Consider the following 26,411-nt stretch of genomic DNA (forward strand, 5'->3'; position numbering starts at 1 on the left):
CAGAAGAAGGAAGAGGTCTCACGTCTGCAGGGAGGTGGGTCTCGATACGCCGCCTGCGGCGGCTGCTCGACCAGCGAGCTTCCGAGGGTCTCTTCCTCGGTGAGCCTCCCAGCGGACGTGTTCTTCTCCGCGCGTTCCCTCCCTCGCTGATCGAGTAGCCCGCGCAGCGGGCGTATCGAGATCCACGTCCGTCAGAAGGGTGGAGCAGAAGTCTCCTCTGCTGACGGACGTGGGTCTCGATACGCCCCTGCGGGGCTACTCGACCAGCATGCTGGCGGCGCTCAGCCGAGCAGCGGGCGCTGCCGCTCGCGCTTCTCGAGGTAGGTCCGGCGAGCGGTCTCCGTCGACTCGAGGGTGGAGGTCTCGGCGACGGGCACGTCCCACCAGCCCTCGCCGTCGGGCGCGTAGGCCAGCGGGTCGCTGTTCACGTGGATGAGGGTCGTCGTGTCGGAGGCCTTCGCCGCGGCGATCGCCGCCTTCAGGTCGTCGATCGCGCGGGGGCTCGGCTCGATCTCGATCGTCTCGACTCCGTAGCTGCGGGCGTTCGCCGCGAGGTCGATCGGGAGCACCCGGGAGCCCTGGAAGCTCCCGCTCTCGTCCTGGAAGCGGTACTTCGTGCCGAAGCGCTCGGAGCCGACGGTCTCGGAGAGGTGGCCGATCGAGGCGTAGCCGTGGTTCTGCAGCAGGATCACGATGAGCTTGATCCCCTCGGCCACCGCGGTGACCAGCTCGGTGTGCAGCATCAGGTACGACCCGTCGCCCACCATGACGATCGCGTCGCGGTCTGGAGCGGCACGGCGCACCCCGAGGCCGCCGGCGATCTCGTAGCCCATGCACGAGAACGCGTACTCGACGTGGTAGCCGAGGCTGTCGCGCACCCGCCACAGCTTGTGCAGATCGCCCGGCAGCGAGCCGGCGGCCTGGATGACGACATCGCGCGGCTCGGAGGCGGACTGGACCGCTCCGATGATCTCGGCCTGCCCGGGCAGGGAGCTGCCGGTGGGGTCGAACGCCGCGTCGACGGTCGCGTCCCAGGCGGACTTCTCGTCGGCGGCCTGCCGAGCCCACTCGGCGGGAACGGTGTGGTCGCCGAGCGCGGCGAGCAGCGCGGTGAGCGCCTCCCTCGCATCGGCGATCACCGGCAACTGCGAGCCGTGCTTGTAGGCGTCGAACGAGGCGACGTTGATGTTCACGAAGGTCACGCCGGGGGCCTGGAACGCGGTGCGGCTGGCGGTGGTGAAGTCGGAGTACCGGGTGCCGATGCCGATGACGACGTCGGCCTGCGCGGCGAGGCGGTTCGCCGCGGTCGTGCCCGTCGCGCCGATGCCGCCGAGGTACTGCGGGTGGTCCCAGTCCAGCGATCCGCCGCCCGCCTGGGTGGTGCCGGCCGGGATGCCGGTCGCCTCGACGAGGGCCTTCAGCGCGTCCTCGGCGCCGCTGTAGATCACGCCGCCGCCGGCGACGATGATCGGGTTCTCCGCGTTGCGGATCGCGGCGACCGCGCGGGCGAGCGGGCCCGCCTCCGGCAGCGGACGGCGCAGGTGCCACTCGCGCGGGGCGAGGAACTCGAGCGGGACGTCGAGGCTCTCGGCCTGGACGTCCTCGGGCAGCGCGATCGTGACCGCCCCCGTCTCGGCCGGGTCGGTCAGGACGCGCATCGCGGCGAGGGCGATGGAGAAGAGCTTCTCGGGGCGGTCGACGCGGTCGAAGAAGCGCGAGAGCGGCCGGAAGGCGTCGGTCACCTGCACGGACGTGTCGTGCGGCAGCTCGATCTGCTGCAGCACCGGGTCGGCCACGCGGGTCGCGAAGGTGTCGCTCGGCAGCAGGAGCGCGGGGAGTCGATTGGTGGTCGCGAGGGCGGCACCGGTCAGCATGTTCGCGGCTCCGGGGCCCACGGAGGCGGCGCTCGCGTAGGTCGCGCGGCGTCGCCGCATCCGCGCGTATCCCACCGCCTGGTGGACCATCGCCTGCTCGTTGCGGGCCTGGTGGTAGGGCATCAGGCCCGGCTGCTCGGCCTCGATCTGCTTCAGGGCCTGGCCGATCCCGGCGACGTTGCCGTGGCCGAAGATCCCGAAGGTCCCGGCGATGGTGCGCTCGCGGACGTCGCCGTCGACGGTCCACTGGTTCGCGAGGAACTCGATCAGCGCCTGGCTGACGGTCATCCGCTTCGTCGTGCTCATGCGTGCGTGCTTCCTTCGGTCGTGGTGTACGGGAGTCGCGGGTCGATCTCCTGGCCGTCCCAGGTGCCGCGGATCCAGCCGTGCGCGGGATGGTCGCTGATCAGCCAGGCGCGCTCGGATCCCGGGCCCGCCATGACGTTGAGGTAGTAGAGGTCGTAGCCGGGCGCCGCGACCGCGGGGCCGTGGTAGCCGAACGGGACGAGCGCGATGTCTCCGCTGCGCACGGTGGCGTCGATCGTGATCTCTCCCTCGGGGGAGGACGATGTGCTGAACATCCCGAACGGCTCGGCGGTCGCGGGGGCCTGCACGCCGCGGCTGACGGCGGACTCGAAGTAGTAGATCTCCTCGAGCCGCGTCTCCTGCCCGGGGATCTCCTCGTCGTGCTTGTGCGCGGGGAAGCTCGACCAGTTCTCGGCCGGAGTGATGACCTCGCAGACGATGAACCGGTCGGCCTCGAGCGCGCCGGGGGTGCCGAAGTTGTGCACCTGGCGGCTCGAGCGGCCGGCGCCCCGCAGCTCGACGGGGATGTCGACGCGCGCGATGTGGCGGCTCGGGTGGACGGAGGCGGCAGGTGCTTCCGCGATCGCGACCCGCCCCACCCCCGACACGGTCGCGGACGACAGCGTCGAGAGGTAGAGCACGTCGCTCGGACCGTCGAAGACCGAGTCCCGACCCTCCAGCAGGGTGGTCGTCGACGGGCCCGAGCTCTGGTGCCGGACGGTGAACGAGCCGGAGAGGGGGACGACGAGCCGCTCGAGCCCGGCGGCGGGCAGTTCCACCTCGTCGCCGTCGCCCAGCTCGGCGACCCGCAGCCCGGTGTGCCGCCACCCGGGGACGCTGTCGTCGACGACGGACTCCCAGCCGTCGCGGCTCAGTGCTCCGCGGGGGAACATCCAGTCGTTGCGCCGTTGCATCGTTGCCTTCTTTCTCGCGTGCGTGCTGGAGAACGGTCTTCTGACGCTGGTGGGTCTCGATACGCCGCCTGCGGCGGCTACTCGACCAGCATGCTGGGCGGGTGGGCCTGCAGATCCGAGCTGCTGGCGGACGTGGGTCTCGATACGCCGCCTGCGGCGGCTACTCGACCAGCATGCTGGGCGGGTGGGCCTGCAGATCCGAGCTGCTGGCGGACGTGGGTCTCGATACGCCGCCTGCGGCGGCTACTCGACCAGCATGCTGGCGGGCGGAGCCGCGGGCTGCTGCTGCGCCCGTTGCCCGCTGCTGCCCTTGCATGCTGATCGAGCCCGCAGCCCGCGGAGCGGGCGTATCGAGATCCACCAGCGTCAGATGGCGAGCGGTCAGTTCTGGGGGAATCCGAGGTTGATGCCGCCGTGGGACGGGTCGAGCCAGCGCGAGGTGATCGCCTTCTGCTGGGTGAAGAAGCGGACGCCCTCCGCGCCGTGGGCCTTGGTGTCGCCGAACAGCGACGACTTCCAGCCGCCGAACGAGAACGTCGCGACCGGCACTGGGATCGGGACGTTGATGCCGATCATGCCGACCTCGACCTCGTTCTGGAAGCGCCGGGCGGCGCCTCCGTCGTTCGTGAAGATCGCCGTGCCGTTGCCGAACGCCCCGTTGTTGATGAGGTCGACGCCCTGCTCGTAGGAGGCGACGCGGACGATCGAGAGCACCGGGCCGAAGATCTCCTCGGTGTAGGCGCGCGAGGTCGTGGGGACCCTGTCGAGGAGGGTCGGGCCGAGCCAGAAGCCGTCGGCGGCGCCGTCGACCTCGATGCCGCGGCCGTCGATGACGACCTTCGCGCCGTCCTCCTCGGCGATGGCGATGTAGGAGGCGACCTTGTCGCGGTGCTGCTCGGTGACCAGCGGCCCCATGTCGCAGCCGCGGCGCCCGTCGCCGATGCGCAGCTTCGACGCGCGGTCCTGGATCTTCGTGATGAGCTCGTCCGCGACGGGCTCGACGGCGACGACCACCGAGATGGCCATGCACCGCTCGCCCGCCGAGCCGAAGCCTGCGTTGATCGCGGAGTCGGCGACGAGGTCGAGATCGGCGTCCGGGAGCACCAGCATGTGGTTCTTCGCCCCGCCGAGGGCCTGCACGCGCTTGCCGTGCTTGGTGCCCGTCTCGTAGACGTACTGCGCGATCGGAGTCGAGCCGACGAACGAGATCGAGCGGACGTCGGGGTGCGTGAGCAGGCCGTCGACGGCCTCCTTGTCGCCGTTGAGGACGGTGAAGACGCCGTCGGGGAGGCCGGCCTCCTTCCACAGCTCGCCCATCCAGATCGCGGCGGACGGGTCCTTCTCGCTGGGCTTGAGGATCACCGTGTTGCCGGCGGCGATGGCGATGGGGAAGAACCACATCGGCACCATCGCCGGGAAGTTGAACGGCGAGATGATGCCGACGACGCCGAGCGGCTGCTTCGTCGAGTACACGTCGACTCCGGTGGACACCTGCTCGGAGTACTCGCCCTTGAGGTGGTGCGCGAGGCCGGTCGCGAACTCCACGACCTCCTGGCCGCGGGTGATCTCGCCCAGCGCGTCCGAGAGGACCTTGCCGTGCTCGGAGGTGATGATCTCGGCGAGCTCGCCCTTCTTGGCCTCGAGCAGCTCGCGGAAGCGGAACAGGATCGCCTGCCGCTTGGTCAGCGAGAGGTCGCGCCAGGCGGGGAACGCGGCCTTGGCGGACGCGACGGCGGCCGCGATCTCGTCCTGGTCGGCGAGGGCCACCTCCTTCGTCACGACGCCGAGGGCCGGGTCGTAGACGGGCGCGGTGCGGCCCGAGGTCGAGGGCGACGGTGCGCCGTCGATCCAGTGCGGGACGACGGTGACGGTGGTGAGCGGCGCGATGCCGGTGGTCTCGGACATGATTCCTTCTTCTGTGGAGGGACGCTTCTCAGAGCGGCGCTTCTGTGGAGGGACGGAGCAGGCGGGGCTCAGGTGACGCCGTGCACGAGTGCGGCGGCGGTGTCGACGGCGGAGGCGACGTCTCCGTCGGCCGGGTAGATGAGGGTGCGGCCGACGACGAGCCCGCGCACGCCGGGCAGGGCGAGCGCCTCGCGCCACTTGGCGTAGGTGGCCTCCGGGCTGCCCTGCGGGTCGCCGCCGAGGAGGAGGGTCGGCATGGTCGTGGCGGCCATCACCCGCGCCATCTCGTCGACGACGGGCAGCTTCATCCACGTGTAGGCCGAGGTCGAGCCGAGGCCGGAGGCGATGGCGATCGAGGTGATGACGGCGTCGGCGCTGAGGTCGTTGACGACCCCTCCGTCGACCCACTCGCTCATGAAGGGCTCGAGCATGATCGGGATCCCGGCCGCCGCGGCGGCGGTGACGGCCCGGGCGTTGGCCTCGATGGTCGCCGCGGAGCCGTGGTCGGCGAGGTTCACCCGCAGCAGGGTCTTGGCGAAGTCGAGGCCGTCGCGGACGATGCCGTCGATGTCGTAGCCCGTGAAGCGGTCGTCCATCTCGAACGACGCGCCCTTGAGCCCGCCGCGGTTCATCGATCCGACCACGACCTTGTCGTCGAGCAGGCCGAGGAGGGCGAGGTCGTCGATGATGTCCGGAGTCCCGAGCACGCCGTCGACTCCGGGGCGGGAGAGGGCCGTCGCGAGTCGGTCGAGCAGGTCGTAGCGGTCGGCCATCGCCATCGCGTCGCTCCTGACGCCGAGGGCGCCGCGGGCGGGGTGGTCGGCGGCCACGATGAAGAGGCGGCCGTTCTCACCGAGGAGCGGGCGGCGGCGGCGGGCGGCGAGCATCCGTGCGACCGCGGTCGGATCCTCGGCGCGGAGCCGGCGCAGCCGGGCGAAGGCCTCGTCGCGGTCGCCGCTCCGGAGCGCGTCAGACGGCGACATCGCTGCGCTCCTCGAGGAAGGCCTCGACCTCGTCCGAGGTCGGCATGGCCGTCGAGCACTCGCGGCGGGAGGCGACGATCGCCCCCGCGACGTTGGCGAAGCGGAGGATGCGCTCGAGGTCCCAGCCCTCGATCAGGCCGTGGGTGAGCGCGCCGCCGAAGCTGTCGCCCGCACCGAGACCGTTCACGACCTCGACGGGGAAGGGGGCGACCTCGACGGTCTCGGAGCGGGTCTTGGCGAGCACGCCCCGGGGGCCCTGCTTGACGATCGCGAGCTCGACACCGCGCTCGAGCAGCGCGTCGGCCGCGCGGTGCGGGTCGGTCTCGCCGACGGCGATCTCGCACTCCTCGCGGTTGCCGACGGCGACGGTGACCCACTCGAGCGCCTTCGCCACCTCCTGCGTCGCCCTCGCCGGGGAGCTCCAGAACATCGGCCGGTAGTCGAGGTCGAGCACGGTCAGCTCCTTGCGGGCGCGCGCCTTCCAGGCGATGAAGTGGGCGGAGCGGCTCGGCTCCTCGGTCAGGCCGGTGACGGTCGACCAGTAGACCTTCGCGCGGAGGACGGCGTCGAGGTCGAGCGACTGCGCCGTGATCGCGAGGTCGGGGGCCTTGGGCTTGCGGTAGAAGTACAGCGGGAAGTCGTCCGGCGGGAAGATCTCGCAGAACGTCACCGGGGTCGCGAGCTCCGCCTCGGTGCCGACGAACTCGTCCGACACCCCGAGCCGGCGCAGCTCCCGCTTCACGTAGCGGCCGAAGGGGTCGTCGCCGGCACGGGAGATCAGGGCGGCGGAGCGGCCGTGACGGGCCGCCGCGACCGCGACGTTCGCCGCGCTCCCGCCGAGGTACTTGCCGAAGGTCTCGACGTCCTCGAGACCGAGACCGTCTTGGAGCGGGTAGATGTCGACGCCGACGCGGCCGATGGTCAGCACGTCGTAGGTCGTGGTGGAGGGGGTCATACGGCTCTGTACAACTTTCTGTCGCCGCCTCGCGGGAGGCGAGGGGCGGCGGCGCGGATCAGATGGGACGTGCCGTCAGGCTACACCCAATGTCCTGACAAAAGAACATGCCGAGACCAGACTCCTCCACGCGCGCGGAGCACGGCGAGGCGCGTGCCGCGACTCCGCCCGCCGCCCGCCGTCAGTCCCGCACCGTCGAGAGCGGCTCCGTGATGCTCTCGAGGCTGCGGCGCTCGGCGTCGACGCCGTAGACGAGCGCCACCACGCCGCCGACGATCATCACCGCGGCGCCGACGTAGTAGCCGACCGTGAGGGGTCCGCGGTCGCTGCCGTCGCCGATCAGCACGCCGTAGAGGGTCGGTGCCACCGCGCCGGCGATCTGGCCGAGGGTGAAGAAGTACGAGATCGCCTGGCTGCGCAGCTCGAGCGGGAAGATCTCGCTCACCGTCAGGTACGCGCTCGAGGCGCCGGCCGAGGCGAAGAAGAACGAGACGCACCAGAGCACGACCTGGGTCGTCGCGGTCAGCACGTCCATGCTGAAGAGCAGCGCCGAGAGCGCCAGCACGGCGCCCGAGATCCCGTAGGTGAGGAAGATCATCTTGCGCCGACCCCACACGTCGAACAGGTGGCCGAGCACCAGCGGGCCGAGCAGATTGCCGATCGCGAACGGGAAGAAGAAGTACGAGACGGCGCTCTGCTCCACGCCGTAGAAGTTCTCGAGCACCAGCGCGTAGGTGAAGAAGATCGCGTTGTAGAGGAAGGACTGCGTGATCATCATGGTCGCGCCGACCAGCGTCCGCTTCGGGTACTGCCTGATCAGCACGCGGGCGATGGTGCGGAACGGGATGCTCTCGGTCGCCTTGACCGTGATCGCCAGCGAGTCGTCGACCGGCTCGACGGTGCCGCCCTCGGCCTTCACGCGGCGCTCGATCGCGTCGACGGTGCGCTCCGCCTCCTCCTCCCGGCCGTGCGTCATCAGCCAGCGCGGGCTCTCGGGGATGTGCCGGCGGAGGTAGATGATCGCCAGTCCGAGGATCGGGCCGAGGAAGAAGCCGAGTCGCCAGCCGACGTTCTCGGCGAAGATCTCGTCGTTGAGGAAGAACAGGTTCGCCGCGGAGCCGAGCGCCGCGCCTCCCCAGTACGTGCCGTTGATCGCGATGTCGACGCGGCCGCGGTACTTCGACGGGATCAGCTCGTCGATGGCGGAGTTGATGGCCGCGTACTCGCCGCCGATGCCCATGCCGGCGAAGAAGCGGAACACCGCGAGGAACGCGTAGTTCGGCGCGAGGCCGGCGAGTCCGCTCGCGACCAGGTAGATCACCAGGGTCAGGATGAAGAGCTTGCGCCGCCCGAGCTTGTCGCTGAGCCGCCCGAAGACGAGCGCCCCCACGATCTGGCCGACCAGGTAGACCGAGCCGAGCACGCCGACCTGCGCGGCGTCGAGGCCGAACTCCTTCGCGAATCCGGCGGAGGCGACGATCTGGATCTCGAGTCCGTCGAGGACCCAGGAGAAGCCGAGCCCCACGACGATCGACCAGTGGAACCTCGTCCACGGGAGCCTGTCGATGCGTGCCGGGACGAGACTGCGCACCGGACCCTTCGCGTCACGCGAGTCGGTCGTACCTGTCGACATGAGAAGGCCCTCCTGTCGCCCCGGCTCCGTCTGCTCCTCGGGTGCGGCGAGACGACGATAGACCCTTGTATCGCCGGGCTATTCACCCCTTGTCCGCACGGTGCGCGGAGGTGTAGGAGCGCGTACCGTCGGCTCATGACGATCCGCACCACTCTCCGGCGGCAGCTGCCGGAGGGTGAGGCGGCCGATCTCGAGCAGACCCTCCTCGCCCTGCGGGACGGAGTCGCGGACATCCTCGGAGACGGACTCGTCGGAGTCCACCTCACGGGCTCGTTCGCGCTGGGCTGCGGCGATCGGGCGAGCGACGCGGATGTCGTGATCGTGAGCGCGGAGGCGCTCTCCGCCGACCGGATCTCGGCCGCGAGAGCTCTCCACCGGTCCCTTCCCGACCTTCCGCTGCGCTGGGCCGGACGGCTCGAGGGCAGCTGGGTGACCGCCTCCGCTCTGCGCGACCCCGTCGGAGCGCACGGCCTCTGGCTGTACGTCGACAACGGCAGCCGCGAGCTGGTGGAGTCCTCGCACGACGACTCCTGGAACGCGCGCTGGCTGCTCCGGCATCGTGCGATCGCGCTGGCGGGGGAGTCGGCCGCGACGCTGGTGCCCGAGATCGATCCCCGAGCCCTGCGGGCGGAGGCGCTGCAGCAGGCCGATGCACGCGCGGTCTGGATTCGCGACGACCCGGCGGTGCTGGTGGACGACTGGGCCCAGCCCTACGCCGTGCTCACGGCCGCCCGTCTCCTGTGGACGGCGACGTCCGGCACTGTCGCGGGGAAGGCGGAGTCGGCGGTGTGGCTGGGCCGCACCGAACCCCGATGGCGCGGACTGCTCGAGGCCGCTGTCGACCAGCGACGGCGAGGGGCGACGGCGGATCCCACCCTCGCGGGCCCTGCCGCCGACTTCGTCCGCTGGGTGGCGGCGGAGGCGCGCTCGCTCGTCGAAGGGAGCGCGTCAACCGCCCCCCGGCCTCCCACCGCCCGCGACTACGGTGGGCGGATGATCGACGCGACGCCTGCGGGCACCCCTTCCTACATCCTCAGCGAGGGGCCCGTCTGGGACGCCGGCACCGGTCGCGTGACCTGGGTCGACATCGAGGCGGGTGCCGTGCTCTCGGCTCCGCTCACCGCGGAGGGGATCGGCGCGATCTCGCGCTCGGACGTGGGCGAGCAGGTCGGCTGCGCCCTGCCGCTCGGCGACGGACGCGTGCTGGTCGCGCTCACCCGGTGCCTCGCGATCCTCGAGGTCGACGGGTCGCTGACCCGCGGCTCCGAGCTGCTGCCCGAGGGGCACCGTTTCAACGACGGCTCGATCGACCCGCAGGGACGGCTGGTGGTCGGGTCGCTGACGCTGGGCGAGTCCGTGGGCGACGACGTGCTCCTCCGCCTCGAGCACGACGGCTCGGTCACCGTGCTCGACCACGACCTGCGGCTCTCGAACGGACTCGGCTGGTCGCCCGACGGCTCGGTGATGTACTCGGTCGACACCGAGTCGGGAGTGGTCCACCGGCGCTCGTACCCCGGCGAGTCCGCGCGCGAGACGTTCCTCGAGCCCGAGGAGGGCGTGTTCGTCGACGGGATCACCGTCGACTCCGAGGGGCGGCTCTGGTGCGCGATCTGGGGCGGGAGCGGCGTGCGCGTCTACGACGCCGAGGGCCGCCGCGTCGAGGGGGAGGGCATCGCCGTCGACGCTCCGCACGTGTCGAGCATCGCCTTCGCGGGCGAGGAGCTCGACGTGGCGATCGTGTCGTCCGCCTCGCGCGACCTCTCGGCGGAGGAGCGGGCGGCGCATCCGTTCGCGGGCGGGCTCTGGACCGCGCGGCCCGGGGTGCGCGGGCTGCCGGCGACGCGGTGGGTCGAGGCGCGACTGCCGTGAGGCGCGACTGCCGCGACCCGGCTCAGGAGGCCGGTTCGGACTCCTCCGCGGCGGACGACGCGGGCTGCGGCACGAGGGTGATCCGCGAGATCCGGTAGCGGTCGGTCTCGGCGATGCGGAGCAGGTGGTCGCCGACGACGAGCGAGTCGCCCACCACCGCGACGCGGCCGATGCGGTCGAGGATGTAGCCGCCGACCGTCTCGTACGGGCCCTCGGGAAGTTCGACGTGCAGGAGCTCCTCGAGATCCTCGAGGATCATGCCGCCGTCGATCTCGAGGAGGTTCTCGGCTGCCTTCGCGTCGCCCTCCTGGCGGGCGCCGTCGTACTCGTCGTAGATCTCTCCGACGAGCTCCTCGAGCAGGTCCTCGAGCGTGATGATGCCGTCGGTCCCGCCGTACTCGTCGATGACGACGGCGATCTGGTGGCCGTCCTGGCGCATGGTGCGCAGCGCCGACAGCACCTTCGTGGTGCCGGGGACGGCGAGCATCGGGCGGGTGATGTCGGCGACGGTACGGGGAGACTCCTCCGGGTACGCGGCCATCAGATCGCGGACGTGGACGAATCCGAGGACGTCGTCGAAGCTCTCGCCGACGACCGGGTAGCGCGAGTGCGGGGCCCCGAGGACGGCGCGGTACCCCTCCGCCACGGGCAGCTCGCCGCGGAGGAAGTCGACGTCGTGACGCGGCCGCATCACCTCGGCGACGCGGCGGTCGTCGGCGCGGAAGATGTCGGTGAGGAGGCGTCGGCTGTCCTCGTGGATCTCGGTGTTGCTCGAGATCATGTCGCGCACCTCGTCGGCCGAGACGCTCTCGCCCTTCTCGCGCGGGTCGGCCCCGAGGAGGCGCACCACGGCGTCGGTCGACACCGACAGCAGCCAGATGACCGGGCGCATGAGGCGGGCCAGCCCGTTGAGCGGCGGGGCGAGGATCTTGGTGAAGGCGACCGACTTCTGCATGGCCAGGCGCTTGGGCACGAGCTCGCCGAGCACGAGCGACAGGTAGGCGATGACGAGCGTCATCGCGATGAGCGCGACTGTCGAGGCGGCGCCGGCCGAGAGGCCGAGCGACTGCAGCGGGGGCACGAGGTCGGGTGCGATCGTCGAGGCGCCGTACGCCGACGAGAAGAGGCCGGCGAGGGTGACGCCGATCTGCACCGCCGAGAGGAAGGTGTTGGGGTTGCGGACCAGCTCGGCGATGCGGCGGCCGCGCTCGCTGTCGGCCTCGATCGCACGGACCTGGCTCTCGCGGAGGCTGACGATGGCCATCTCGGTGCCGGCGAAGACGCCTCCGATGAGGACGAACAGCACGACGAGGCCGATGTTGAGGAGGGTGTCTAAGTCCACCGGGACAGAGTAGGGACGTCCGCCGTGAGAACGCCTCGTGCCCTCTCAGGGAACGCCGGGGCTGCTGGCCGGGCGCTGCCCTCGATTCAGCGAAAGTTGCGGTAGTCGGGCGCGACTACCGCAACCTTCGGAGAGTGGGCGGGTGACTCGAGCTCGAGGGCGACTCCGGGGTCTCGGGCGGGCGTCAGACCAGGCGGCGGGACGACTCCGATGCGAGGCGGAACCAGCGGGCGCCGTAGGCGTCGAGCGGCAGGGTGACGGACGCGTCGGGGCCGACGGGCGTCGAGTCGCCGGAGAGGGAGTCGACGAGGCGGGCGCCGGCGGGCGCGTCCGGCAGCCGCAGCGTCGCCGAGCAGGGGCTCGACGCGAGGTTGTGCACCGCCACCGTGGTCCCCGTCGACGCCGACACCTGGTGCGCGAAGACGGCCGGGTCGTCGGCGGGCAGCTGGACGAAGTCGCCCCAGCCGATCTCGGGGGAGCGGCGGTAGAGCCAGGCGAGGCCCTTCACGTGCGCGAGCAGCGAGGCGGAGTCGCGCAGCTGGTCCGCCGCGTTCACGTGCTCAGGACCGAAGCCGCCCTCGGTGACGGCGGCGACCAGGTCGTCGGCGTCGGCCCGCGAGAAGCCGCCGTTGGCCGCCGCGCTCCACTGCATCGGGCTGCGCACCGCGCCGCGGCCCGGCAGGGACGGGTTCTCGCCCATCCCGATCTCCTCGCCGTAGTAGAGGACGGGCACGCCGGGCAGCGAGAACAGGAGGCTGTAGATCATCCGGATGCGGCGCGGATCGCCGTCGAGCATCGGGGGGAGGCGGCGGACGATGCCCCGCCCGTGGATCCGCTGCGACTCCTCCGGAGCGAAGGCTGCGAAGACCTCGTCGCGCTCCGGCTCCGACAGCTGGTCGAGGGTGAGCTCGTCGTGGTTGCGCACGAAGTTGGCCCACTGGCTGCCGGTCGAGATCGCGGGGCGGCTCGCGAGGGCCTCGACGAGCGGCGCGGCCTCGCCCCGGGCGAGCGCCAGGTAGAGGCGCTGGTTGCCGATGAAGTCGAACTGGATCGACAGCTCGTCGGCGTCGGCACCACCGAAGAAGGCGAGCTGCTCGTCGCGGCCGAGGTTGACCTCGCCGAGCATCATCGCCTCGCCCGAGCGGCGCGAGACGAAGCGGCGCAGCAGTCGCAGCCACTCGTGCTCGTCGGGTGCGCCGGGGGTGATCAGGAAGGGGACCGCATCGACGCGGAAGCCGTCGACCCCGAGCTGGAGCCAGAAGCCGACCAGCTTGGCGATCTCGTCGCGTACGGCGGGGTTGTCGGTGTTGAGGTCGGGCTGGTGGCGGTAGAAGTTGTGCAGGTAGTACTGACCGGCCTGCTCGTCGAAGAACCAGACGCCGTCCTCGGCGTCCGGGAACACGTTGGCAGGCTGGTCGGCGGGCGGCTCGTCGCGCCAGAGGTAGTAGTCGCGGTAGGGGCTGTCCGGGGAGGAGCGCGCCGCCTGGAACCACGGGTGCTGGTCGCTGGTGTGGTTGACGACGAGGTCGACGATGACGCGCATCCCGCGGTCGTGCGCGGTGCGGAGGACCTCCACGACGTCTCCGTGGTGGCCGTACCGGCGGTCGACGCCGAAGAAGTCGCTGATGTCGTAGCCGTTGTCGCGGCCGGGCGACGGGTAGAACGGGGCGAGCCAGAGGCAGCTGACGCCGAGCTCGGCGAGGTAGTCGATGCGGTGGGCGAGGCCCTCGAGGTCGCCGACGCCGTCGTCGTTCCAGTCCATGAAGGTCTCGACGTCGAGGTTGTAGAAGACGGCGGAGCGCCACCACAGGTCGCTGGTGTCGGTGACCCTCATGCGGCGGGCTCGCGGCGGGGCTGGGGGCGGGGGGTCTGCTGGGTCACGGGGCGGCTCCGGGGTCGGGGGCGGTCGTCCTCCGGCGAGCGTAGGTGGGCGGCGGATCGGCGTCTGCTCGTTGACTTCTCAGGTGGGGGGCGGCGGCCGGGCGCGGAGAGCGTCGATTCCTCAGAAGTTGCGGTAGTCGAGCGCGACTACCGCAACTTCTGGAGAGTGGAGGGAGGGGTCGGAGCGGGTGTCGGCGGGTGTCCCTACGCTGAGGGCATGCATCCGCTCGACGCCCAGGATCCGCTCGCGCCGTACCCCGAGCTCTTCGTCCGCACGCCCGAGGTGCGCTCGTACCTCGACGGCAACTCGCTCGGGCGGCCGCTGCGGGCGAGCGTCGAGCGTCTCGCGCGGTTCGCCGAGGAGGAGTGGGGCGGGCGGCTCATCCGCGGCTGGGCGGAGTCGTGGCTCGACCGTCCGCTCGAGGTCGGCGACGCGCTCGGTGCGGCGGCGCTCGGTGCGGCCGCGGGGCAGACGGTGGTCGCCGACTCGACCACCGTGCTCCTCTACAAGCTGGCGCGTGCGGCCGTCGCACGGCAGGCGCAGGAGGGTCGAGACGAGATCGTCGTCGACACCGACAACTTCCCGACCGACCGCTACGTGCTCGAGGGCATCGCGGCCGAGACCGGGAGCACCCTCCGCTGGATCACCTCCGACCCGGAGCGCGGGGTGTCGACGGAGGATCTCGCGCCGGCGCTCGGGGAGCGCACCGCCCTCGTGCTGCTGAGCCACGTCGCCTACCGGTCGGGGTTCCTGGCCGACGCCGCGGCGATCACCGCGCAGGCGCACGCCGCGGGCGCGCTCGTGCTGTGGGACGCCTCCCACTCGGTCGGCTCGGTGCCGATGCACCTCGACGCGTGGGAGGCGGACCTCGCGGTCGGCTGCTCCTACAAGTACCTCAACGGCGGGCCGGGGGCGCCGGCCTGGGCGTACGTCGCGTCGCGGCACCAGGGCTCGCTGGCGCAGCCGATCCAGGGCTGGATGGGTGTCGCCGACATGTTCGAGATGGGGCCGGGCTACACGCCCGCCGCCGGCATGCGCCGGTTCCTCAGCGGGACGCCGCCGATCACGGCGATGGTCGCGATGCAGGACATGATCGCGCTGATCGGAGAGGTCGGCATGCCGGCGGTCCGCGCGAAGTCGGAGGCGATGACGGCGTACGCGCTCGAGCTGGCCGACGAGTGGCTGGTGCCGCTCGGGGTGCGGGTGGCGACTCCGCGGGCGCCGGGCGAGCGGGGGTCGCACGTGACGATCGCGCACGAGTCGTTCGCGGCGCTCGTGCCGCGGCTGCAGGCCGAGGGGATCATCCCCGACTTCCGCAGGCCGGACGGCATCCGGATCGGGCTGTCGCCGCTGTCGACGACGTTCGCCGAGCTGGAGCTCGGCATGGCGGCGATCAGGGACGCGGTGCGCTGAGGGGGAGGCTGCAGCAGCCACAGCATGCTGGTCGAGTAGCCCCGCAGGGGGCGTATCGAGACCCACCGGCGTCAGCGGATGAGCCCGTCGATCCGGACTTCTGACGCTGGTGGATCTCGATACGCCCGCTGCGCGGGCTACTCGATCAGCGAGGGGGAGTCCGCGTCGGCTTGCGCGTCCGCGTCGAGTCGGCGTCAGCGGGCCGCGCGGGTGCGCTTCGTGTTCTCGCGCTGGAGGGCGTCGACGAGCTCGGGCTTGGTCATGCGGGAGCGGCCGCGGATGTCGAGGCGCTTGGCGAGGTCGAGCAGGTGCGCCTTGGTGGCGTTCGCGTCGACTCCGCCCGCCGTCTCGCCGTCGCCGTCGGGTCCGCTCTGGGCGGCGCGGTCGTCGGACGGGCCCTTCTCGGCCTTGCGCTCCCAGTGGTCGCCGACCTTCTCGTACTCGTGCTTCAGCGCAGCGAAGGCGGTGCGGTGCGCGCGCTCGCCGTCTCCGTAGCTCTCGACGGCCGAGTCGTGCGCGGCCGACCACAGGGCCTGCGCATGCTCGTCGGAGCGCTCGATGGTGGACGGGATCTGCTCGTTCCGCGGCATGGGGTGCCTCCCTCTCGTCCCCTCGACGCTACGGCGCGGCGCTGCGCAGGTCACCCCGTTGACCGCGCGCGTCAGCCCAGGAGGCGCTCCTGGACGAAGTCGCTCGCGAACTTCCCGGCCGGGTCCCACTCGGAGCGCAGCGCGCGCCAGTCGGCGAGGTGCGGGTAGAGCGGCGCGATCTCGGAGGCGCCGGCGAGGAAGTGCTTGCCCCAGTGCGGCCGGGCGCCGAGCGGCAGCAGGGCGCCCTCGACGGCGGGGAGCACGGCGTCGACTCCGGCGCGGTCCTTCGCGAAGGTGAAGTGGATGCCGACGCTGTCGCGACCCGACGCGGGCGAGAGCCACTGGTCGTCGCCCGCCATGGTGCGCAGCTCGGTGATGAGCAGCACCTCGTCGATCCGCTCGCCGATCGCGCGGAGGGCCACGATCGCCTCGCGGATGTTCTCGCGCGGCACCATGTACTCGCTCTGGATCTCGTCGCCCGCGCTCGGCTCGCGATCGAGCCGGAAGTGGGGGAGGCGCTCCGACCACGGCCCGACGGAGCCGCCGAACGGGTTGAGGTTCGAGTCGACGCCCTCCGAGACGGCGAAGAGGCTGGCGGAGGCGGCGACCGCGCCGAGGTGCGTCGCGTCGACATCCGCCACGGAGCCGTTCTCGACCTTGGTCTTGAGCCAGAGCTGCTCGACGGTCGGGCTCGACCAGTGCGTCATGAGGCTGACGCTGTAGGCGGAGGACGTGATCGCGTCGAAGTCGTCGAGCACGCGGTCCCAGGGCAGGTCGACGAAGGCGTCCTGGCGGACGTCGAAGGTGGGCTGGATGTCGAGGGTGACGCGGGTGACGATGCCGAAGGCGCCGAGCCCGACGACCACGCCCTCGAAGCCGGGCTCGCCGCGCCGGATGGTGCGGAGCGAGCCGTCGGAGGTGACCAGCTCGAGAGCCGAGACGGCGGAGGAGAGGTTCGCGTTGCGGTCGCCGGACCCGTGGGTGCCGGTCGAGATCGCTCCCGCGACCGAGATGTGGGGGAGCGAGCCCATGTTGTGCAGGCCGTAGCCGTTGGCGTGCAGGTGGGAGGCGACGATGCCGTAGCGGGTGGCGCCCGGGACGGTGATGGTGCTCGCGTCGGCGTCGATCACCGGCTCGAAGGCGAGGCGGCCCAGGTGCAGCAGGGCGCCCGGGGTGTCGGGGAGCGCGTTGAAGGAGTGGCGGGTGCCGAGCGCGCGGACCCGGTCGTTGTCGCGGACGAGGCGCTGCACCTCCTCGATCGACTCGGGCTCGATGATGTCGGCGGCGCGGTACTCGTAGGTGCCCGCCCAGTTGCTCCGTTGCGTCATCTCACCATTCTGCCGCCTAAGCCTCCGTTTTGTTGCCTCCTGCAACCAATCGAGTCGGGTGTCGACCAGCTCCGTGCATCCTTCGCAGCTCTGAAGGGGTGTACGGCCTAGAACATCTTCCGCTCGCCCCAGGGGATGTAGTCGGGCCGATGTCCATTGATGATGGACGCGGCGAATTCTCGGAGAAGATTGACGTCTGATCGATCGAGTTCGGAACTCGATGCAGGGTCAAGTCTTTCGCAAACGATCAATGGTTGATCTCGCGGTATCTCCCGGAATGATCGGTACTCGTATTGGCTCAGAATGTTGCTGGTATGGTCCGACCCTCTGCCTTGGTATCCGTGACCGCCATAACTCGCAGCGAGGACGCTCGGGCAGGTACCGCCGTCGACGGAGATGGCGATAGTCCGGCGATTGTGGCTCTGCATGTTGGTTATCGCCCAACCGGAAGCTGTCCGCCCCCACACGTCCCGCGTGGAGCCCCATGACTTCTTCCTGCCGATACACGTGAAGATCGGAATCGAACTCAATCCATGTTCGAGAGCAACTCGGGCGAAGCCCGCCGCAGCTTCGGCCACAGAGGACCTGAGGCGCTCCGACTCCGACTGTCGTTGTGCGGCCTCTGCGCGTTGCTGCGCGGCGCGAGCTTCGGCGTCCTCGGAGAATCCCATGTTCTTGTTCTACCGAATCTCCGAGTGCGATGTGAACAGGTGGTCCGGGGTTCCCTCGCGCGCGTCAGTAGTCGACGCGGCCGTGCCGGGAGTGGAACTCGCCGGTCGGGCCATCGGGGGAGACGAGCGCGAGCGCGACCGTGGCATCGGTGCCCTCCGTGACGGTCTGGTACCCGCCGTGGCCGTTGAAGTCGGTCGCGGTGTAGCCGGGATCGCTCACGTTGACTCGGAAGCCGGGCAGGTTCTTGGCGTACTGCACCGTCAGGGCGATGACCGCGGCCTTCGACGCGGCGTAGGGCACGGTCTGCACGGGGAACTCGTCGGCACTCGGGGTGGAGAGCGCACGAGGCCAGCCGACCCCGGAGGCGACGTTCACGATCACGGGCGCGTCCGAGCGGCGCAGCAGGGGCAGTGCGGCCTGGGTCACCCGGACGATGCCGGTGACGTTGGTGTCGAGGACGCTCGCCATCGCCTCCGCCGTCAGGTCGTCGACGCCGAAGGAGGTGCCGAGGACGCCGGCGTTGTTGACGAGCACGTCGAGGGAGGGGAGCGAGGCGATCGCCGCGTCGACGCTCGCCGCATCGAGGACGTCGAGCTGGACGACGTGGGCGCCGAGCGCCCGGGCCTCCTCGCCCTTCGCGGTGTCGCGCATCCCGGCGTAGACGGTGTGGCCGGCCTCGAGGAGGCGGCGGGCGGTCTCGAGTCCGAGGCTCTTGTTGGCCCCGGTGATCAGTGTCGTTGTCATGACTCCATGCTGTGCCTGCTGCGGCATCCGCCCCAGGTATCGCCTGACGGGGGGACTGCTGATACCAGGACCGACCGGCGGAGAGGGAGGAGCATGGGCGCATGAGCGAATTCGCGAGCGTGCTGAGGTCGTGGCGCGAGCGCGTCCGCCCCGCAGAGGTCGGGCTTCCCGCGGGGGCCGGGCGGCGCACCTCCGGTCTCCGGCGCGAGGAGCTCGCCGCCCTCGCCGGCGTGAGCGTCGACTACATCGTGCGGCTCGAGCAGGGCCGCGCGGTGAACCCCTCCGGGCAGCTGCTGGGCGCCCTGGCCGTCGCGCTCCGGCTGACGGAGGAGGAGCGCGACCACCTCTTCCGCGTCGCAGGAGTCGCCCCGCCGACCCGCGCGCAGGTGCCGCAGCACATCACGGCCGGGGTGCAGCGCATCGTCGACCGCCTGGGGGACGTGCCGCTCGCCGTGTTCACCGCGGCCCACGACATCCTGCTGTGGAACCCGCTCTGGGCCGCGATCAACGGCGATCCCTCGCGCTTCACCGGGCTCGACCGCAACCTCGTCTGGCGCCACTTCACGCAGGGGCACGAGGGCACCGACTTCGACGATCGGCACGCGGAGGAGTTCGCGGCCGACCTCGTCGCCGACCTGCGCGCCGCTGTGGGCCGCTACCCCGACGACGCCGCGCTCGCCCACCTCGTCGTGCGGTTGCGGGCGGCCTCGGCCGACTTCGCCGCGCGCTGGTCGCAGGCGCACGTCGCCGAGCACCGCGCGAGTCGCAAGACGGTCACGGACACGCCCGTCGGGCCGATCACCGTCGACTGCGATGTGCTCTCGGTGACCGGCGGCGATCTGCGGATCGTGGTCTACACGGTGGTGCCGGGGTCGGCCGATGAGGCGCGGCTCGATCTGCTGCGCGTGACCGGGCTGCAGGAGCTGACGCCGACGGTGTGACCGCTGCGCGCTCTTGCGGTGTCGCCCCTTCGGGCGTAACGTGCAATCACATGGTTGTACATAAGCTCTCCGACGCCGACGTCAACCGGATGTTCCGGGCGCTGGCCGACGCGACCCGGCGCGACATCGTCCGGCGGACCCTCCGGGAAGAGGTGTCCGTCTCGCAGCTCGCCGACCGCTACGACATGTCGTTCGCGGCGGTGCAGAAGCACGTCGCCGTGCTCGAGGAGGCGATGCTCGTGACCAAGCGACCGCTCGGCCGCGAGCGCCTCGTGCGCGGCAACCCCGAGCGCCTCCGCGCGGCCCAGCGTCTGCTCGACGGGTTCGAGGAGATCTGGCGCGGGCGCATCGATCGACTCGACGCGATGCTCGCGGAACCCGAGCCCGACGCCGGCTCCTCGAAGAACCCTGTCTGACCGACTCCACCGAAAGGCACCCCATGCCCATCACCTCCGTCGAGAAGGATCTCGACCGGCTGACGCTCACGATCGTCGCCGACTTCGCCGCTCCCGTTCAGCGCGTCTGGGACGCCTACACCGACCCTCGGCAGATCGAGCGCTTCTGGGGTCCGCCGACCTACCCGGCCACCTTCCTCCGCCACGACGCCGAGGTCGGCGGCCGCAGCGTCTACCTGATGACCGGCCCCGACGGCGATCGGCACTACGGCTGCTGGGACTGGACCGCCGTCGACCCGATGCGCTCGTTCGAGGTGATCGACCGGTTCGCCGATGAGACGGGTGCACCGAGTGCCGACCTGCCCGCCACGCGCGCCGTCTTCGCTTTCGACGAGACGGCAGAGGGCACCCGGCTCACGACGACCTCGACCTTCGACTCTCTCGACCAGCTCGAGCAGCTCGTCGCGATGGGAATGGAGGAGGGCACCCGCGAGGCGATGGCCCAGATCGACGAGGTCCTCGCCGATCTGGCCTCCTTCGCCGCGGACCGAGCCACCTCGGCGCAGATCCTCAACGACACGCAGGTGCGGGTCTCGCGGGTCGTCCGCGGGAGCATCGAGCAGGTCTGGCGTGCGCACAACGATCCCGAACTGATGAAGCGATGGCTGCTCGGCCCCGACGGCTGGTCGATGCCCGTCTGCGAGATCGCGAACGAGGTCGGCGGGAGCTACCGCTACGAGTGGCAGCGCGACGGCGGCGACGAGCGGTTCGGCTTCACGGGCGAGCTCCTCGAGTCGGAGGAGCCGTTCAGGGCGGTCACCACCGAGGCGATGATCGGGACGGACTTCCCCGCGACGCTCAACGAGATGACCCTGACGCCGACGGCCGACGGCACGCTGCTGACCCTGGTCATCACCTACGCCGATGCCGCTCAGCGCGACGCGGTCCTCGCGACCGGCATGACCGACGGGATGGAGACGAGCTACGCCCGGCTCGAGGGGCTGCTGCACTCGGCGCCCGTCGCGGCCGGCTGAGCCGCCGCGTCGTCGGAGGGGGGGCGATGCGTCTCAGCACGCTGATAGAGCCCGCAGCCCGCGCAGCGGGCGTATCGAGATCCACCACCGCCGGAAGATCGGGTCGGTTGCTTGATCCACTGAAGTCGGTGGGTCTCGATACGCCACTGCGCGGCTACTCGACCAGCAGGGAAGGCGACGAGCGCCGCCGCCGGCTCCAGCAGAAGCGGTGCACGGATCGTTGAGCTGATAGTCAGGCGAGGCGGTCCGGCATCCACGATGCGTGCAGGGGAAACGCGGGATGCGAGGCTGGAAACCTGACCGCAACACGGTTTGTCCCTGCATCGAGGAGGACGCGGCACCCCGTCGCACACATCCTCCGTGCGACGAGGCGCCGGGGAGCCCCGCTCTGGTCGACTGGTGGAGCCTCCCCCGGCCCGCCCCACTCCTCCTCGTCCCTCCCTCGCATCGGAGCCCGCATGCCCCAGACCACTCCCGCCCGCCGCCGCCGCGCGCTGCTCGGCGCGCTCGCCGTCGCCCTCGCGACCACCACCGCACTCACCGCCTGCTCTAGCGGATCGGACGCGGCCGCCTCGGGCGACGGCGACACCTCGTTCGGCGAGGCCACGATGCAGCTCTCGTGGGTGCCCCACGTCGAGTTCGCGGGCGAGTACCTCGCCGACGCGAACGGCTACTTCGCCGACGCGGGCTTCGACTCCGTCACCCTGACCCCCGGAGGCACCGGCGCGACCGGCGCCGAGACCGCCATCGCGAGCGGATCGGCCTTCGCCGGCGTCTCGTCGCCGCTGATCACCGGCCCCGCGATCTCGGAGGGCGCCGAGATGAAGATCGTCGGCGCGACCTACCAGAAGAACCCCTTCGCGATCGTCTCGCTCACCGACGCCCCGATCGAGACTCCGCAGGACATGGTCGGCAAGACCATCGGAGTCAGCGACAGCAACGACCTGGTCTGGCGCGCGTTCCTCGCCGCGAACGACATCGACGAGTCCGAGATCGACCGCGTGCCGCTCACCGACTCCACGCTGCTCACCACCGGCCAGGTCGACGGCTACATCGGCTACGCGACCTCGGGCGCCAACACGCTCAACCAGCGCGGCTTCTCGGCGCAGCAGTTCCTGCTCGCCGACACCGGCCTGCCGATGGTCGGCGAGACCATCGTCGTGGCGCAGGAGAGCATCGACGACGAGCGCGAGAAGGTCAAGGCGCTGCTGTACGCGGTCGCCCGCGGCTGGAAGGACGCCGTCGCCGACCCCGAGGCCACCGCCGAGACCGTCGTCGCCGACTACGCGGCCGACCAGAACTACAAGGTCGAGGAGCAGGCGCAGGTCATGACGACCCAGACCGGGCTCATCGTCACCCCCGACACCGACGAGAACGGCCTGCTCACGATCACGCCGGAGCTGCAGGAGCAGTCGGTCGAGTCGCTCGCGCTGACCGGCATCGAGCTCGACGCCGACGACCTCTTCGACACGACGCTGATCGACGAGGTCTACGAGGAGCACCCGGAGCTTCTCGAGGGCTGAGCCCCGAGCACGCCCGAGAACCTGACCCGCGCGGAGAGGACGAGCAGTTGAGCACCATCGAGAACGCCACCGAGGGCATCCGCCTGAGCGGGCTGAGCAAGCGCTTCGATCTGGGATCGCGCTCGGTGCAGGCGCTCGCCGAGGTCGACCTCGTCACCCCGCGCGGGTCGTTCCTGTCGCTGCTCGGCCCCTCCGGCTGCGGCAAGTCGACGATCCTGCGGATGCTGGCGGGGCTCGAGAAGCCGACCACCGGCTCCGTCTCGATCCACGGCACCCCGGTCGTCGGCACGAAGCGCTCCGCCGAGCTGGGCATCGCTTTCCAGGACTCGGCTCTGCTGCCCTGGCGCTCGGTGCGCTCGAACGTGCGACTTCCGCTCGAGCTCACCCGCCAGGCGAGCAAGCGCGACAGCATCCCCGATCTGCTCGACCTCGTCGGGCTGAGCGGCTTCGAGGACGCCTACCCGTCGCAGCTCTCGGGAGGCATGCGCCAGCGCGCCTCCATCGCCCGCGCCCTCGTGGTGCAGCCCGACCTGCTGCTGCTCGACGAGCCGTTCGGCGCGCTCGACGACATGACGCGTCAGCGGCTCAACCTCGAGCTGCAGCGGATCTGGACCGCACGACCCGCGACCACGCTGATGGTGACGCACGGGATCGCCGAGGCGATCCTCCTCTCGGACACCGTCGCCGTGATGTCGCCCCGCCCGGGGCGCATCGTCGAGGTGATCGAGATCGACCTGCCGCGGCCCCGCACGGTCGAGATGCTGCGCAGCCCCGAGTTCCACGCGATCGAGGACCGCATCACCGACCTGCTCTTCTCGCAGCACGGTGTCGCGATGGAGGACGACGCGTGACGGTCTGGATCCGCGCGAACTGGCGGGTGCTCGCCGGCCTCGCGGCCTTCGTCGCGGTGTGGTGGATCCTCGCCGACACCGTCTACCGCGAGAGCCGCGCCGTGCCGAGCCCGGGCGCGATCGTCGCCGCGTTCGTCCGCGACGGGCCCTCCTTCTACCTCCGCAACGTCGGCGACACCGTGCTCGCCGCCGGGCAGGGCTACCTCTGGGGCAACCTGGCGGCGCTCGCCCTGGCCACCGTCGCGCTGCTCGTGCCGTGGACCCACCGGGTGATCGAGCAGATCGGCGTGATCAGCCACTGCCTCCCGCTGACCGCCGTCGGACCGGTGATCCTCGTGATCTTCGGCGGCCGCACGACCTCGATCTTCCTCGCGGCGCTGCTCGTCTTCTTCACCACCCTGATCGGCGCGCTGCTCGGCGTGCGCTCGGCGCCCCGCACGGCGCTCGACCTGGTCGCCGCCTACCGCGGCGGACGCTGGGCGCAGATCGTCAAGGTTCAGGCCATCGCGGCCGTGCCCGCGACGATCACGGCCCTGCAGGTCGGCGTGCCGGCGGCGATCCTCGGCGCGGTGCTCGGCGAGTACCTCGGCGGAGTCACCACCGGACTCGGAGTCGCCCTCGCGGTCGCGCAGCGCCAGATGGACGTCGAGCGCGCCTGGGCCTTCGCGGTGACCAGCGGGGTCGTCACGATCCTCGGCTACGCGCTGATCGCGGCGCTCGGCCGCTGGGTGATGCCGCGGGTGACGGGCACGCCGCGGGCGACCCGGCGCGCGGTCCTTCGCCGGACGGGAGGAGTCGTATGAGCGCCGCCGCCGGCCGCCCGGCCACCCGCCCCGCGCGCCGCCCGCGCGACCTCACCGGGCGCCTCGCCCTCCGCATCGTCCGCGCCGAGCTCGTGCCGCTGGCCGTCGCCGTCGTGCTGTCACTCGCGTTCTGGTACGCCTTCCTCGCGATCGCCGACGTGTCTCCGCTGCTCGGCAAGACCCCGACCGACGTCGCCGTCTACCTCTTCACCGAGGCCGACGCCGCCGAGAACCGGGCGATCGTCTTCGGCAACCTCGGCGTGACCGCCCTCGACGCCCTCGTCGGCTACGCCGCGGGCATGCTCGTTGCCCTCGCGATCGCGGTGCTGTTCGTGCTGATCCGCTCGCTCGAGGCGACCGTCATGCCGATCGCGATGCTGCTCAAGTCGATGCCGCTGATCGTGGTGACTCCGCTGATCACCCTGGCGATCGGCAACGGTATCGCGGCGGTCGCCGTGGTCGGAGCCGTCGCGGTGTTCTTCCCCGCGCTGGTGACGGTGGTGTTCGGCCTCCGCTCGCTCTCGCGCGAGTCGTTCGAGCTCGTCACGGTCTACGGCGGCTCGCCGCTGGACGTACTGCTCAAGGTGGCGCTGCCGACGGCGGTGCCCGCGATCTTCGCGGCGGCCAAGGTGGCCGTCCCCTCCGCACTGAGCGGCGCGATGCTGGCCGAGTGGCTGGCGACGGGCAAGGGACTCGGCGGCGCCGTGCAGCGCGCGTCGGCCGGATTCCGCTACGACGAGCTGTGGGCGTCGCTCGCGGTGATCACGGCGCTGGGAGTCGTGGCCTACGCGGTCGTGGCGATCGGCGAGAGACTGGCGGCCGTCCGCTTCGGCGGCCAGAACTGAGGATGGGCATGAGCGACAGCATCACCGGAACGAGCAGCATCACCGGAACCATCTGGGACGGGGAGCGATCCCTCGGCACCGCCACGCTGGCGTGGGACGGCGATCACATCGCCTCAGTCTCGGAGGCGTCGGGAGACTCGCCCTTCTCGATCATCCCCGGCCTGGTCGACACGCACGTGCACCTCGGCGCCTACTCGGGCGAGGGGACGGCCGACTTCGCCTCCTGGCCGCTGGTCACGCCGCGGGAGGAGCGGGTCTTCCACATCGCGAACAACGCGCGCAAGGCCGCCCGCGCGGGTGTCACGACCCTCCGCGACCTCGGGGCCGACGAGCTGCAGATGACCGTGGCGCGGATGTTCGAGCAGGGCATCGCCGACGGGCCCCGGCTCGTGAACCACGGCGCGGTCGGCATGACCGCGGGCCACGGCGACCTCTTCGTGCCGCCGCACTACCCGCACCGCGACCGCGTCGCCGACAGCCCCGACGAGTGCCGGCGCCTGGTGCGCACCTGGGCCCGCGCGGGCGCCGACGGCATCAAGATCTACACGAGCGGAGGCGTGCTCTCGATGGGCGATCGGGTCGGCTGGCGCAACCAGACCGACGCCGAGATCGCCGCGACGATCGACGAGGCGCACGCGCTGGGGATGCCCGTCGCCGCGCACACCCACTCCGTCGCCGGTCTCGACCGGGCGCTCGCGCTCGGCGTCGACTCGATCGAGCACGGCACGGCCATCGGCCCGCAGCACTGGGCGACGCTCGTCGAGCGGAACCTGCCGGTCGCGCCGACCCTCTTCATCAACGACGTGATCGCCGCGGGCCGTGCGCCGTCGTCCCCGGAGGCGTCGCTCAAGGCGCAGGACGTGGTCGCCACCCGCGACGCCGGGTTCCTCGCCGCGGGCGAGGCCGGGGTGCGCTTCGTGCTCGGCACCGACGCGAACGGCGTCTACGTCGACTGGGGCGAGCAGCTCGACGAGGTGCGCCGGATGCGCGACGCGTTCGGCTGGACCTCGGAGCGCGCCCTCGTCGCCGCCACGTCGGACGCCGCGGCGGTCGTCGGCCTCGGCAACCGCGTCGGACGGCTCGCCGAGGGCTTCGGCGCCGACTTCGTGGTGCTGCGCGGACGGCCCTGGGAGAGCATCGACGACCTGCGGGCCGAGAACATCGTCGCGGTCGTCTCGCGCGGTCGCCTCGTATCGGGCGGAATGCCGCCCCGATGACCGTCTCGGAGGTCCGTCGATTCGTGACGGCGGAGGCGCTCGGCGCTCCCCGGGGCGCTTACAGCCACGCGGTCCAGGCGCACGGCGTCGTCTACGGCTCGGCGATCGGGCCGTTCTCGCCGCTCGACGGCACGCTCCCGGAGGGGGTCGGCGCGCAGACGACGGCGGCCCTCGACAACATCGAGCGGTTGCTCGCCGACGAGTTCGCGCTCGGGCTCGGCGACGTGGTGCGCATCACGATGATCCTGAGCGACTTCGGGCGCGACTTCGCCGACGCCTCCGCGGCGTACGCCGAGCGGTTCCCCGTCGATCCCCCCGCCCGCACCGTGCTCGGCGCCGCCCTGCCGGGACCCCTCGTCGCGATGGACTTCATCGCGACCGGCCACTGACAC

Annotated in this window: 22 protein-coding genes; 11 read left to right on the forward strand and 11 right to left on the reverse strand. The window is 71.3% G+C overall.

Annotated features, from left to right (window positions below; genetic code table 11):
• Positions 1 to 281: 281 nt before the first annotated feature.
• The 6 genes from iolD to GRS96_RS04825 all read right to left on the reverse strand — a co-directional run bounded on the left by iolD (position 282) and on the right by GRS96_RS04825 (position 8,570).
• Positions 282 to 2,180: a 3D-(3,5/4)-trihydroxycyclohexane-1,2-dione acylhydrolase (decyclizing) gene (iolD, locus tag GRS96_RS04800; RefSeq protein ID WP_159987861.1), complete on the reverse strand. Its 1,899-nt coding sequence runs from the start codon at positions 2,178 to 2,180 to the stop codon at positions 282 to 284.
• The gene (iolB, locus tag GRS96_RS04805) at positions 2,177 to 3,094 is read right to left on the reverse strand and encodes a 5-deoxy-glucuronate isomerase (protein ID WP_159987862.1); all 918 of its coding nucleotides are present in this window, start codon (positions 3,092 to 3,094) and stop codon (positions 2,177 to 2,179) included. The genes iolD and iolB overlap by 4 nt, the downstream gene beginning before the upstream one ends.
• A 381-nt stretch (positions 3,095 to 3,475) precedes the next feature.
• Positions 3,476 to 4,999, reverse strand: a complete 1,524-nt coding sequence (locus GRS96_RS04810) for a CoA-acylating methylmalonate-semialdehyde dehydrogenase (protein ID WP_159987863.1) — start codon at positions 4,997 to 4,999, stop codon at positions 3,476 to 3,478.
• 68 nt (positions 5,000 to 5,067) lie between these two features.
• Positions 5,068 to 5,982, reverse strand: a complete 915-nt coding sequence (locus GRS96_RS04815) for a class I fructose-bisphosphate aldolase (RefSeq protein WP_159987864.1) — start codon at positions 5,980 to 5,982, stop codon at positions 5,068 to 5,070.
• On the reverse strand, positions 5,969 to 6,937 hold the full coding sequence (iolC, locus tag GRS96_RS04820) for a 5-dehydro-2-deoxygluconokinase (protein WP_159987865.1): 969 nt from the start codon (positions 6,935 to 6,937) through the stop codon (positions 5,969 to 5,971). Before iolC ends, GRS96_RS04815 begins: the two co-directional genes overlap by 14 nt.
• Before the next feature lie 181 nt (positions 6,938 to 7,118).
• Complete coding sequence (locus tag GRS96_RS04825) at positions 7,119 to 8,570, reverse strand: MFS transporter (protein WP_159987866.1); 1,452 nt, start codon at positions 8,568 to 8,570, stop codon at positions 7,119 to 7,121.
• 135 nt (positions 8,571 to 8,705) lie between these two features.
• Here GRS96_RS04825 and GRS96_RS04830 point away from each other — a divergent pair, with 135 nt between their 5' ends.
• A complete protein-coding gene (locus GRS96_RS04830) occupies positions 8,706 to 10,439 on the forward strand; it encodes an SMP-30/gluconolactonase/LRE family protein (RefSeq protein WP_159987867.1) in 1,734 nt (577 codons plus the stop codon).
• A 22-nt stretch (positions 10,440 to 10,461) separates the two neighbouring features.
• On the opposite strand, the gene GRS96_RS04835 is transcribed toward GRS96_RS04830, so the two are convergent.
• A complete protein-coding gene (locus GRS96_RS04835; RefSeq protein WP_159857688.1) occupies positions 10,462 to 11,781 on the reverse strand; it encodes a hemolysin family protein in 1,320 nt (439 codons plus the stop codon).
• A 184-nt stretch (positions 11,782 to 11,965) separates the two neighbouring features.
• Positions 11,966 to 13,615, reverse strand: coding sequence for an alpha-amylase family protein (locus tag GRS96_RS04840; RefSeq protein WP_159987868.1), 1,650 nt, complete (start codon positions 13,613 to 13,615; stop codon positions 11,966 to 11,968).
• A gap of 264 nt (positions 13,616 to 13,879) precedes the next feature.
• Between GRS96_RS04840 and GRS96_RS04845 the strand changes: the two genes are divergently transcribed.
• Entirely contained in the window at positions 13,880 to 15,076 is a 1,197-nt protein-coding gene (locus GRS96_RS04845; protein ID WP_159987869.1) for a kynureninase, read from the forward strand.
• 194 nt (positions 15,077 to 15,270) lie between these two features.
• Here the strand turns inward: GRS96_RS04845 and GRS96_RS04850 are convergent, their stop codons facing one another.
• From GRS96_RS04850 to GRS96_RS04860, 3 genes are all read right to left on the reverse strand, one after another.
• A complete protein-coding gene (locus tag GRS96_RS04850) occupies positions 15,271 to 15,666 on the reverse strand; it encodes a ChaB family protein (protein WP_159987870.1) in 396 nt (131 codons plus the stop codon).
• Positions 15,667 to 15,737: 71 nt separating this feature from the next.
• Positions 15,738 to 16,994 (reverse strand): D-arabinono-1,4-lactone oxidase, encoded by a 1,257-nt coding sequence (locus GRS96_RS04855; RefSeq protein ID WP_159987871.1) that lies wholly within the window; start codon positions 16,992 to 16,994, stop codon positions 15,738 to 15,740.
• 735 nt (positions 16,995 to 17,729) lie between these two features.
• Complete coding sequence (locus GRS96_RS04860; protein ID WP_159987872.1) at positions 17,730 to 18,410, reverse strand: SDR family NAD(P)-dependent oxidoreductase; 681 nt, start codon at positions 18,408 to 18,410, stop codon at positions 17,730 to 17,732.
• A 101-nt stretch (positions 18,411 to 18,511) separates the two neighbouring features.
• On the opposite strand from GRS96_RS04860, the gene GRS96_RS04865 reads away from it, so the two are divergent.
• From GRS96_RS04865 to GRS96_RS04905, 9 genes are all read left to right on the forward strand, one after another.
• The gene (locus GRS96_RS04865) at positions 18,512 to 19,351 is read left to right on the forward strand and encodes a helix-turn-helix transcriptional regulator (protein ID WP_159987873.1); all 840 of its coding nucleotides are present in this window, start codon (positions 18,512 to 18,514) and stop codon (positions 19,349 to 19,351) included.
• A 50-nt stretch (positions 19,352 to 19,401) separates the two neighbouring features.
• The gene (locus tag GRS96_RS04870; protein ID WP_159857664.1) at positions 19,402 to 19,767 is read left to right on the forward strand and encodes an ArsR/SmtB family transcription factor; all 366 of its coding nucleotides are present in this window, start codon (positions 19,402 to 19,404) and stop codon (positions 19,765 to 19,767) included.
• Between the two features lie 23 nt (positions 19,768 to 19,790).
• Entirely contained in the window at positions 19,791 to 20,780 is a 990-nt protein-coding gene (locus tag GRS96_RS04875) for an SRPBCC family protein (protein ID WP_159987874.1), read from the forward strand.
• Between the two features lie 458 nt (positions 20,781 to 21,238).
• Positions 21,239 to 22,303, forward strand: a complete 1,065-nt coding sequence (locus GRS96_RS04880; protein ID WP_159987875.1) for an ABC transporter substrate-binding protein — start codon at positions 21,239 to 21,241, stop codon at positions 22,301 to 22,303.
• Between the two features lie 47 nt (positions 22,304 to 22,350).
• A complete protein-coding gene (locus GRS96_RS04885) occupies positions 22,351 to 23,154 on the forward strand; it encodes an ABC transporter ATP-binding protein (RefSeq protein ID WP_159987876.1) in 804 nt (267 codons plus the stop codon).
• Positions 23,151 to 23,957, forward strand: coding sequence for an ABC transporter permease (locus GRS96_RS04890; protein WP_159987877.1), 807 nt, complete (start codon positions 23,151 to 23,153; stop codon positions 23,955 to 23,957). The genes GRS96_RS04885 and GRS96_RS04890 overlap by 4 nt, the downstream gene beginning before the upstream one ends.
• Positions 23,954 to 24,802, forward strand: a complete 849-nt coding sequence (locus GRS96_RS04895; protein ID WP_159857656.1) for an ABC transporter permease — start codon at positions 23,954 to 23,956, stop codon at positions 24,800 to 24,802. The genes GRS96_RS04890 and GRS96_RS04895 overlap by 4 nt, the downstream gene beginning before the upstream one ends.
• An 8-nt stretch (positions 24,803 to 24,810) precedes the next feature.
• Positions 24,811 to 26,019 carry an amidohydrolase family protein gene (locus tag GRS96_RS04900; protein WP_159857654.1) on the forward strand — a complete coding sequence of 403 codons (1,209 nt, stop codon included), beginning with the start codon at positions 24,811 to 24,813 and terminating at the stop codon, positions 26,017 to 26,019.
• Positions 26,016 to 26,408, forward strand: coding sequence for a RidA family protein (locus GRS96_RS04905; RefSeq protein WP_159857652.1), 393 nt, complete (start codon positions 26,016 to 26,018; stop codon positions 26,406 to 26,408). The genes GRS96_RS04900 and GRS96_RS04905 overlap by 4 nt, the downstream gene beginning before the upstream one ends.
• Positions 26,409 to 26,411 lie beyond the last annotated feature (3 nt).

Origin of the sequence: Rathayibacter sp. VKM Ac-2803, from assembly GCF_009807175.1 — a bacterium.
GTDB lineage: Bacteria > Actinomycetota > Actinomycetes > Actinomycetales > Microbacteriaceae > Rathayibacter.